Raw genomic sequence first — 10547 nt, 5'->3', positions numbered from 1 at the left:
GGCGGCCAGCGCGGCGGTGAGCCCGTCGGTGAGCGCCGCGACGCGGTCCGGGTCGCCGGGGTCTTCCTCGAACGGCCGCCACAGCGCGGGACGGACGACGCCCGCGACGAGCGTGCGCAGCCGTTCGGCGTTCGGGTCGTCCGCCGGACGCGCCGTCCCGGCCGCGACCGCCGACAGGTGGCCCGCCAGCTTCTCCACGGTGGTTCGGGCGGTCTGATCGTCCGTCATGGGCCCTCGAAAAGGTCGGGGATGTCCTAGTTCCGGTAGACGCCGCCGACCCCGCCGAAGATCTGTCCCATTTCGGTCATCTCACCCCGCAACGGGACGGAGCGCGGTGAGCGCGGCCGTGTAGAGGTGCCGCGGGTCGTCCCCCGGCCCGGGGGTGATCCACCCGGGCAGCGGGCGGAGCCCGCGCGTCCCCGGGAGCAGCCGCGCGTACAGGGCCACCGCGCCGGACGGACGCCGCCCGGACCCCTTCACCAGCACCGACCGCACAAGCCCGGCGAGTTCCGCCGGGACGGACGTCAGCAGCGGCGCGGGTTCGGTCTGCGAGCGGACGATCTCCTCCGCGACGTTCGCCGCCTGGAACGGGCGTTCGCCCCCGAGGAGTTCGTGCAGCAGGCATCCGACGGCGTACAGGTCGCTCGCCCGGGTCGCTTCGCCGCCGGTCGAGGCGGCCCCCGAAGCCGAGCCGCGCGCGCCCGTCGGCCCGGCGGCGGTCCAGGACGGCGGACGGGACGACGTCACGGGGGGGCGGCGAGCGGCGGGTGTTCGAGCACGCGGGGCTTGTATTCGACCAACTGGATGCGGCCGTCGAAGGTGCGGTGCTCGATCATTTCGAGGGCGACGTCCGGATAGCCGTCGTAGATGCGTTCTGCGCCCGTGGCGCGGGTGATCACCGGGAACATCACGACCCGGAAGCGGTCGACGAGTCCGGCTCGGAGCAGGGACCGGCACAGGCTGAGGCTGCCGATCGTGGTGAGGAGTCCCGAGCCGCTCGCCTTCATGCCGCGGACGGCCTCGACGGCGTCGCCACGGACGAGCGTGCAGTTCGCCCACGTCAGCGGCTCCTCCAGTGTGGAGGAGAACACCACCTTGGACGCCTGCGTGAGCTCGTCGACGGACGCCTCCTCCTCGGGCCTGAACTCGTCCTGGCCGTCCGGGACCTCACCGGCGGCGAAGCCCGACATCAGGCGGTAGGTGTTCGCTCCCATCAGGTGAGTGGCCTCGGGCTGCTCCCCGAGCCAAGCGAGGTACTCCGGGCCCTCCAAGCCCCAGAACCCGGGCCATCCCTCCCCCGACGCGTAACCGTCGAGGGAGGTGATGAAGTCGACGAGAAGCTCCGACATGGCGGTGTCCTTTCCTAGGGTGTCGCGAGGTTGACCGGCCGGGAGCCCCAAACTCATCGGCGGCGCTGCGGGGTCACGGGAAGTCATCGCCTCGCCGACGGCGGCACCGACCGTGATCCGGGGCCGGCGCGGAGACGCCCACCGGGCGCGGCTCGTCGCCGGAGACGAGTTCCGGCCTTCACCCCCCGACACCGCCCGGACCATAAAGCCGATTACGGGCCGAATCGGCCGCTCGGCCGGATGGCGGCGAACGTCCCCAGGTGGGAGCCCTGGGAATTTAGGGGACGCATTTGTGGCCGGATTACGGCGAACTCTGCTGGTTTCGGTGGAGTCCCAGTGACAGGTAACCGATGTCGGCCGTGGTGGTCCTGGGCTGGTGAGTACCCGCCGCGTGTTGGAGAGGGGTCCTTGGGTTGGTGGACGGGCTGGTGCCGGGGGATCCGGAGCGGATCGGGGAGTTCTGGCTGGCGGGGCGGCTCGGCGCCGGTGGGCAGGGCGTGGTTTACGAGGGGTACGGCCCGGACGGGGGCCGGGTGGCGATCAAGGTGCTGCACGGGGCGTCGGAGGCTCCGCAGGATCTGGAGCAGATGGCGGCCGAGGCGCGTGCGGCCCAGCGGGTCGCGTCGTTCTGCACCGCGCGGATTCTGCAGGTGCACCTCAAACCGCCGCGGCCCTACATCGTGAGCGAGTACATCGACGGCTTGAGCTTGCAGTCGACCGTCGCCGGAGGCGGGGGGAGGGCGCCGCGGCGGTTCGGCGAGGACGATCTGCACCGGCTGGGGATCGGGATCGTCACCGCGTTGACGGCCATCCACCAGGCCAAGGTGGTGCACCGCGACCTCAAGCCCGGCAACGTGATGCTGGGGCCGGACGGTCCCCGGCTGATCGATTTCGGGATCGCGCGGGTCCTGGACACCCACTCGGCCACGCAGGGCGGCGGCCTGGTCGGGACGCTGCGGTACATGGCGCCGGAGGTGTACGCGGGGCAGCGGGCCGGTGCCGAGGCCGACGTGTTCGCCTGGGGCGCGATCATGGTGTTCGCCGCCACCGGCAGCCACGCCTTCACCGGTGGCGACCTGCCGGCCATCGCCCACCAGGTCCGCACCTGCGACCCCGATCTGGGTGCGCTGCCCGAGCCGCTGCGCGCGCTGGTGGCCGCGGCGCTGGACAAGGATCCGCTGAGCGCCCGACGGCGCGGGCGATCCTGGCGGCGCTGACCGGCGACCCCCACCAGCGCACCGGCGACCCGCAGGAGCTGGTCAGGTGGGGGGCCGGGCAGGCCGCCCCGCAGACCGGATGGCAGCCGGGAGACCCGGCACTGGGCAAACTCGCCGAGGACGCCTACACAACCCTGCCGCCCGAGGATCAGCGCCTGGCCCCCGAGGTGTTCCTGCGCTGTCTGGTGCCTGGGGAGGACGGCGGCTGGTCCACCCGCCCGGTACCGGCGGCAGAACTGTTCGACCGCCACGACCCCGCCGAAACAGAAGCGCTGCGGCGGGTGGTGCGAGCCTTCGCGCCGCTGCTGGCCGTCACCGGCGACCACGCACCCGACCCCGCCGGGCAGCAGCCGACCGGACGAACCGAACAGATCGTCCTGACCCGCCCGGCGCTACCGCGGGCCTGGCCCCGGCTCCGGAACTGGCTCGACGACCGGCACGAGGAACTCAACGCCCACCACCGCACCCGGCAGGCCGCCCACACCTGGAACAGCAACGGACAGCGCCGCGGCGACGTACTGACCGGCGCCAACCTCGACAAAGCCGCCGGCTGGGCCGCCAGCGGGCATCCGCCCCACCCCAACCGGGCCGAACGCGGCCTGCTGGACGCCAGCACCCGCGCCCAGACCGCCCGCGCCCGTCGCGTCCGCATCACCGCCGTGGTCCTGGCCATCACCACCCTGCTCTCCCTGGCCGCCACCGGATGGGCGGTCCGAGCGCAGGACACCGCCAACCGCCAACGCGACAACGCGGCGTCACGGCAACTGGCTGCGCAGAGCCGCCAGTTCAGTAGCGCCGACCCGGGTACCGCCGCCCTGCTGGCCGTCGCCGCCCAGCGCATCCAGGAAACCCCCGAAAGCCGCGCCGCGCTGGACAACATCCTCACCCAATCCGCCCGCGGGGGGCTGAACGGATACGTGGGCAGCCCCGCCGCGCTCGCGGCCGACGGCGAGGGACGGTTGCTCGCGGTCGGCAACTATGACGGCACCGTCGAGCTGTGGGACGTGCACAAGCGCCGCCGTAACGGCGACCCCCTGGAGCTGCTCGAACTTTCCCCCACGTCTGGACAGGCCGACTTCTCGGTGGCACTGAGCCCGGACGGCGGAACACTCGCCGCCGCGGTCGACACCTCGGTCCTCGTGGGTGAACAGAAGCCGGTGGTGAGGATCTGGGACGTCCGTTCCCGCCGGCATCTCGGCGACCTGCCGGTCCCCGAAGGCGCCGCCCCCGGTCCGATCGCCTTTACCCCGGACGGCAAAAGCGTGGCCGTCACCTTCAGCGATCTCGCCGCCGACGCCGCTGCCGCCACCGACACCGGCGCCGGCGTCGTCGAACTCTGGGACGTACGCCCGTTCGGCCACCGCCCCCGCCTTCAGATTCCCCGCCCGGGAGTGGTCAGCCCCGATGCCACGACCATGGCCGTCGCGCGCGAGACCACCGAAGGCCACTCCACGGTGGAACTGGTCGACCTCGCCACCGGCGCACGCAAGAAGCGTATTTCTCGGCCGGGTGAAGTGCTGGCACTGGGCCCGAAAGGGCGAACCCTTATAACGACAAAAGAAGGAGAAGATGGTGAAACAATTTTCTTCTTCTGGGACACGCGTGCGGCTCAGAAAAAAGATGAAGACATGTCCATATCCGGTGTAGCGGAAGCCAATGTTTCCGGTGTTGACGAAGCGATAACGTTCAGCCCCGACGGGCGGGTCGTGGCTATCGGCACGCAACTGTGGACGGCCGATGGGATCCGCCTCGGCTCCATCGATGCCGAGTCCTCGAACCAGACGTTCGTCGGCAACGGCATCGTAGCCGGCATCGACATCGACTCGGTGCGACTGTGGGACCTCACCGTGCACCAAGCCGACCCCCGTCCCATCGACATCGACGCCCGCGCAACGGGGATCAGTCGGAACGGACGGGTCCTGGTCGCCGAGATGGAACACTCGCCCGAAATGCCGCCCGGTGGCTCCTTTCAAACCTGGAACGTCGCCAACGGCAAAAAGACGGGAGCCGCCATAGCGGGGCCGAAAGATCGTAACGGGGCGAGCGTGTCCATTGAAGTGGGTGCCGACGGAATGTTCGCCACCGCCGATCCGTACGGTGGGATCGATATCTGGGATCCGGCTGCGGGGCAATGGCTTCCCCTTGATATTTCCCTGGGAGGTGCAGTCAGTGATATGGCCTTCAGTCCCGACGGGCGCTTCCTGGCTGTCAGCGGAGGTTATCGAGGGGAAGCCAGCACTTTGACCTACCAGTGGAATATACAATTGTGGGACGTGAAGAAGCGCGTTCAAGTGACCGATGGGCCGCTCTTTCCGTCCACTCGTGGTCAGCAGAAGGAGAAGATGGAGGAGGTAGGTGCTCTGGCTTTCAGCCCCGATAGCCGGACGCTGGCCGCCAGAATCGGACGGACGGTCCGGCTCTTCGACCTCTCCGACGCGCAAAACTCTAAGGAAATCCGGTCACTCGTCACGTACACCGGCACGGTGCAGTCTCTGGCCTTCAGCCCAGTCGATAACCAGAAACTCGCCATCGGTGGAGAGAGCGCGGCTTTTCTGTGGGATGTCGAGGGACGCCATCAGATCGGGATACCCTTCACCAGCGGGTCGCCGAACGAAATATTGGGGCCATTGGTCTTCAGTCCCGATGGACATATTCTGGCCGTCAATGAAGAGGAGAGAATCCTGCTCTGGGACGCCACTGTCCATGCTCAGGTCGGTGCCCCCCTCAATAAGGGCGGCGTCGTGCAGTCGCTGGCCTTCAGTTCCGATGGGGCATCTCTGATCACCACGGGTGGCGTGGTTCTGGTAGATGGCAGCGGCCATGAATTCTTCCGGGACGGCATCGTGCAGCGCTGGAACATGGCCATTCCAGCAGACCCCTTGGCGGCGGCCTGCGCCATCGCCAACCGCAACATGACCCGTACAGAATGGTCCGAGTACGTACCGTCCGGTGTCGACTACCTCGACGTCTGTCCAGCACAGTAGGTCGAAGCGATCTTCGCGGGCGTCGGGTCGGTGCGTGCCCGAGAACCCCTGACCCGCATCCACCGGACGTCATCCGAGGCGGAGCGTCCGGCACCGTTCGGGTGCGGAACACCGTTGTCAGGGCCGGAGGTATGTGATCGGGTATCCGGGTGGACGTCGACCAGTTCTTCGCCTACGGGCCGCGCGCTCCATTCGAAGTACAGCACGTCTTCACCGACCGGGAAGAGCACATCCGGGCCTTCCGGGACCGGTTCGCGCGACTCTCCGAACGGTCGTGGACCGTCGACGAACTGCTCGACTTCCAGCGTCCGGCGGGCAACCTCATCGCCGTGTCCGGCGAAGGCGGCATCGGCAAGTCCACACTGGTCCGGCACGTCGCGGACCTGGCGGTGAACGGTGAACTGGACGGCCTGCCGCGGCGCGGCGCACGCGCGGTCCTCGACTTCGCCGACCCCGCCGGTTCGAGCTTCGAGACCGTCCTGCTGCGGGTACGGGCCGCGCTCGCGCCGCTGGCGCGCTCGTGGCCCGCGTTCGACGTGGCGCTGGCGGTCTACTGGCAGCGCAAGCATCCGGGCGAGTCGCTGACCGCGTTCCTGCGGAAGGAGAGCGGCGGCGTCGCCGACCAGGTCGGCACCGCCGTCGACCAGCTCCTCGGCGGGTTCGGCGCGGTGTCGGCCGCGTACCGGGCGCTGAACCTGCTCGGCCGGACGGCCGCGCAGAAAGCGCGGCTGAAGCGGCTGCGCGCCGAACTGCCCGCGCTCGACCCGATCCTGTCCGAGGACGACCCGGACCGGATGCTCGGATACATGCCGGTGCTGCTGGCCGCCGACCTCGAACGGGCGCGCCGCAGGCGTCCGGCCGCGGCGCTGTGCGTGCTCGACACACTGGAGAACGTCCAGCGCCTGCCCGCCAAGCGCGGCGGTCTCGAAGACCTCGTCTCGCGGCTGGTGTACCTGATGCCGAACGTCGCGTTCGTCGCCGCCGGACGGCTCCCGCTGCGCTGGCACGATCCGGCGCGGGCCGTCGCGCTGACCTACGGCGGCGAGCGCCGCTGGCCGGGACTGGCGGGCGGCGACCAGCTCGGCCTGGACGGCTTCGACCCTGCGTCGGCCGAGGCGTACCTGACGGCGCGGCTCACGGTCGACGGAACTCCGGCGATCGGGCCCGGTGTCCGGGAACGGATCATCGCGGGATCGGGCGGGTCGCCGCTCTACCTCGACCTGTCGGCCGGACTGTTCGGGCAGTACCTCGCCAGGGGCGAGGCGCCGCCCGCCGACGTGTTCGGGCTCGGCTTCCCAGAACTGGTGCTGCGCACGATGCGGGACCTGTCCGCGCCCGACCGCGACCTCCTGCGTGCCGCGGCGCTGCTCGAAGCGTTCGACGAGGACGTCCTGCACGCGGTCCTCCCGCACCTGCGACTCCGCCAGATCGAACGGTTCGTGCAGCGCCCGTTCGTCCGGCGCGACGACACGGTGTGGCCCGCGTACCGGCTGCACGAGAACCTGCGCCGCAGCGTCATCGAATGCGACGCTCACACCGACGACGGCTGGACACGGGACGAACGCGCCCGCAACACCGAACGGGCGATCGAGCACCTGACCCGCGTCGCGCTGACGGTCTGGGACGACGACGAAGACCATCCGCTTCCCCTGGGCGTGCGCGGCAGGCGATGCGTGGCGGCGTTCCTTCTCGTCTTGCACGCCGCCGACGAACACGGGCTGACCCCGCGACCCCTGGGCGACCTCGCCTACACCCTCACCGTGCTCGGGCACTGGCAGGTCCTGGTGTCCCTCCCGGAACTGCCCGACTCGCCCGGCCTGGCCCGGCTGACCGAGATCGCGCGGCTGACGGCGCGCGGAGACGTCAACGCCGAAGACCGCTACCTCGCACTGCGCGAAGCGATCGGCGAACCGGGCGGCCCGTACGCCGACTACTACCGGCACGAACTGGCGAGCCGCGCGCACATCATCGGCCGGGTCGAGGAGGCCGCCGGTCACCTCTCCGGCATCGAGCCCACTTCGCTGATCGGTGCGAGCGGACGGTTCGGCCTGGCCGACAACGCGCTGCGCCGCAGCGACTACCGGTCGGTGAAACGGCTCATGGACGGCGCGTCCCAGGCAGGCCCCGACCAGGTGCGGGCCGCCGACCTGCTCGGCCACACCTACCTGCAGAACGCGCGCTTCGCGGAAGCGGCCGGGTTCTTCGAGGTGACCCTGGAGGCCGCGCGGGAAGCCGACGCGCCGCTGTGGGAGGCGCGCGCGCTGCGGCACCTGCTGCTCGCGCTGATGTGGTACGACGCCGACCGCACCCTGTCGCTGCTCGGACGGGCGCGCGAACTGAACGCGTCCGCGGGGGAATCGATCGGGCTCGCCCAGTGCGACATGGCCGAGGCGATGGCCCGCGCGCTGCGCGGTGAACGCCGCGCGGCGGCCGGACTGCTGGACGCCGCGGCGCGCCGGTTCGGCGAACTCGGCGCGTCCCGCGAACTGCTGCCCGTCGAGGCGTTGCAGGTCCTGCTGGACGCGTCCGGCGGGGAGCCCGCGCGGGCGGCGCGCACCGCGCGAAGCCTCGCGGAGGACTGCCTGCCGGTCTGGGCCCCGGTCACCGGGGCGTGGGCCGGGCTGGACGCCGACTTCGGTGCCGTCGAATGGCTGGACGACCCCGACTCCGCGCGCCGCCGCTGGTCACAGGCCGCCGCCCGCCTGCGACCGCCCGTCTGCGGCCCCCTGGACGCCGGTGACCGTCGCGCGCTGATCCCCACCGGCCCGGTGCCCGGCGCGCTCGTCGAAACCGCGATCCGGGACGCGCTCGCCTGCCCGGCGTTCGACGGCCCCCGCGACCCCGCCGCCGCACTGCGGGCGTACGGCACCGACGGCGTCGTGCCCGGTGCGCGGACGGTGGTGAAGGTGCGCCGCCGCCTGCACGAACGGCTGCGGACCGTCCGCGGTTTCGAGGAGATCCGCGCCACGGCGGGCGTCCGGGCGCCGCGGCTGCACGATTCCGGCACGTCCGGGCAGGCGTGGTGGGCCGTCCTGGAGCGCCTGCCCGGCGCCCACGCGGACCGTCCGACACCCGCCCGCCAACGGGAACTCGGCCACCAGCTCCGGCTCTGGCACGCCCTCCCGCCCGGCGACGGCCTGCGCCTCGACGACCCCGGCGCCCTGGGCGTCCTGCTGGGCTGGGCACGCACCACCGCACCCGACGCCTACCCGGCCATCGCCGAACGGTTCGACGCGGCCTGCCGCGGACTCCCCATGACCGCGATCCACGGCGACGCCGCCGTGTGCCACAACGCGCTGTTCGACGGCGACGTCCTCACCGGCCTGCTCGACCCGGGTGCGACCGAGTCGGGGCCGCCGATGCTCGACCTCGCCTGGTCCCTCGCCGTCGACATGCCGCGCGGCGCCGACCCCGGCCCGCTCATCGACGGCTACGGCGCCGACGCCGTCGACCACGACGCCCTGGCCGCGCTGCTGCCGCTGATGATGCTGCGCCGCCTCATCGACACCCCGGCCCTCGGCCTCGCCGACCGCGACGGGGCGTGGATCACCCGGTGGCTGCGCGACCACCACCCCGACCTGCTCACCCTTCTCCGATGAGCCCGGCACGGCGCGCGCACGCGTACGGAATGTAGTTGTCGAGCACGTTGGCGGGCACCGCGAGCCGCTCGCGCAGGACGGGCTCGTCCTCTCGTGCGTAGAAGCGGTTGAGGCCGTCGAACAGCGCGAGCCCGTACCCGGCTGCCAGGACGCCGGGCTCCCACTCCCGATGGCTCGGCCGGCTCGTCAGCGGGACGGTCGCCTCGACGACGATCGCCCGCGGCCGCCACATCCGCAGGTCGGCCGACCGCAACACCGCGGCCTCCGCCCCCTCCACATCGACCTTCAGCAGGTCGAAGCCCGGTGCCGCGTGGGCGCCGAGGATCGACTCCAGCGTGACCACCTCGACGCGCAGCTCCTCATGCCGCCAGCCGTCCGCGAGATGCCGCTCCAGCACGTCCCTGCGCAGCGTGCTGAGGCCGCCGCCACCCGTCCTCCCCGGCCCGGGCGACCCGGAAGAACGTCGTGCTACCCGGTGAATCCCCCACCGCCACCCTCAGGTTCACGTCACGCGCCCGCGCCCGTCGAAGGCGAGCGTGCCGCTCGGGCAGCGGCTCGACGTTCACCCCTCGCCAGCCCAGACCGTCCACGAGGTTCTTGGTCAACGAACCGCTGACGGGCTCCCCGGCACCGACGTCCACGAAGAACCCGCCCCGCCGGTCGGCGAACGCCCGCATCAGCACGACGTCCTCGGCATTGCCCCCATACGCGATCAAGTCATAACCGCCCACCCGCGCCAATCTACGGACGGACGGCCGCAATCGCCGGTCGCGATCCGGACCGGACGGTGCGGGAAGCCGTGCCCGCGCTTCGGTCCGGCGAGGAGGTCGGCACCGCGAGCTGCACCGAGCACAGTTCGTCATCGGTGAAGCGGCGCGCCCGGGGAACGCTGCGGCTCGTACGTCCGGTAACCCGTTACATATTGGGCATCATGTCTCGGTGTGAGTCGGGAGGGTGTTCGTGGGATCGGATCGTGCCGCGCCGAGGGTGACCAGGGACGAGCTCTGGGCGATGACGCCGGACGTGCTCAAGGAGACGTTGCCGTTCGTTCCGTGGAAGATCGAGCGGCTGTGGGCTCTGGAGCTCCCGGTGCGGCACATCGCCGTCCAAGAACTGGAGTGGTCGTTCGATCTGCCGTTGTGGCAGTTGAACGGCGAGCGTTTCCAGGTCACGCCACGGCAGGTCCGTGACGACCCGCAGCGGTTTCCCGATCACCACCGGCGGGTGATGGCCAGTGATCTGGCGTATGCGATCCACCTGGTCGAGCACAGGGGCCGGCTGGTGGTGCTCGACGGCTTTCACCGGCTCCTCAAGGCCGACATCGAAGGGCGGACCGCGATCGACGCGATGGTGCTGTCCCACGCGGACCTGGACTCGATCTGCGTGTGAGAACGCCCT

Annotated in this window: 9 protein-coding genes; 4 read left to right on the top strand and 5 right to left on the bottom strand. The window is 71.0% G+C overall.

Translation table 11 applies throughout. From position 1 onward, the window contains the following. The 3 genes from BJF79_RS47220 to BJF79_RS47210 form a co-directional block, all read right to left on the bottom strand. Positions 1-228: hypothetical protein (locus tag BJF79_RS47220; RefSeq protein WP_143220990.1), on the bottom strand; the 228-nt coding region annotated here is incomplete at its 3' end. Positions 229-309: 81 nt separating this feature from the next. Next, the gene (locus BJF79_RS47215; RefSeq protein WP_075907147.1) at positions 310-747 is read right to left on the bottom strand and encodes a hypothetical protein; all 438 of its coding nucleotides are present in this window, start codon (positions 745-747) and stop codon (positions 310-312) included. Further along, positions 744-1349 (bottom strand): dihydrofolate reductase family protein, encoded by a 606-nt coding sequence (locus BJF79_RS47210; protein ID WP_075907146.1) that lies wholly within the window; start codon positions 1347-1349, stop codon positions 744-746. The genes BJF79_RS47215 and BJF79_RS47210 overlap by 4 nt, the downstream gene beginning before the upstream one ends. Before the next feature lie 428 nt (positions 1350-1777). On the opposite strand from BJF79_RS47210, the gene BJF79_RS47205 reads away from it, so the two are divergent. From BJF79_RS47205 to BJF79_RS47195, 3 genes are all read left to right on the top strand, one after another. Continuing rightward, positions 1778-2566, top strand: coding sequence for a serine/threonine-protein kinase (locus tag BJF79_RS47205; protein ID WP_262403600.1), 789 nt, complete (start codon positions 1778-1780; stop codon positions 2564-2566). Next, positions 2455-5550, top strand: a complete 3096-nt coding sequence (locus BJF79_RS47200; RefSeq protein WP_410050230.1) for a WD40 repeat domain-containing protein — start codon at positions 2455-2457, stop codon at positions 5548-5550. Before BJF79_RS47205 ends, BJF79_RS47200 begins: the two co-directional genes overlap by 112 nt. Positions 5551-5699: 149 nt before the next feature. Then, on the top strand, positions 5700-9149 hold the full coding sequence (locus tag BJF79_RS47195) for a hypothetical protein (RefSeq protein WP_075907143.1): 3450 nt from the start codon (positions 5700-5702) through the stop codon (positions 9147-9149). On the opposite strand, the gene BJF79_RS47190 is transcribed toward BJF79_RS47195, so the two are convergent. Further along, entirely contained in the window at positions 9133-9546 is a 414-nt protein-coding gene (locus BJF79_RS47190) for an FkbM family methyltransferase (RefSeq protein WP_075907142.1), read from the bottom strand. The genes BJF79_RS47195 and BJF79_RS47190 overlap by 17 nt on opposite strands. Beyond that, positions 9509-9865, bottom strand: a complete 357-nt coding sequence (locus tag BJF79_RS56815; protein ID WP_158079521.1) for an FkbM family methyltransferase — start codon at positions 9863-9865, stop codon at positions 9509-9511. Before BJF79_RS56815 ends, BJF79_RS47190 begins: the two co-directional genes overlap by 38 nt. A gap of 295 nt (positions 9866-10160) precedes the next feature. On the opposite strand from BJF79_RS56815, the gene BJF79_RS47185 reads away from it, so the two are divergent. Next, positions 10161-10538, top strand: coding sequence for a ParB N-terminal domain-containing protein (locus BJF79_RS47185; protein ID WP_143220989.1), 378 nt, complete (start codon positions 10161-10163; stop codon positions 10536-10538). The last annotated feature ends 9 nt before the right edge of the window (positions 10539-10547 follow it).

The sequence above is a fragment of the Actinomadura sp. CNU-125 genome (assembly GCF_001942465.1).
GTDB lineage: Bacteria > Actinomycetota > Actinomycetes > Streptosporangiales > Streptosporangiaceae > Spirillospora.
Note: the sequence above shows the minus strand (reverse complement) of the source record. Positions and strands in the feature narration are given on the sequence as shown.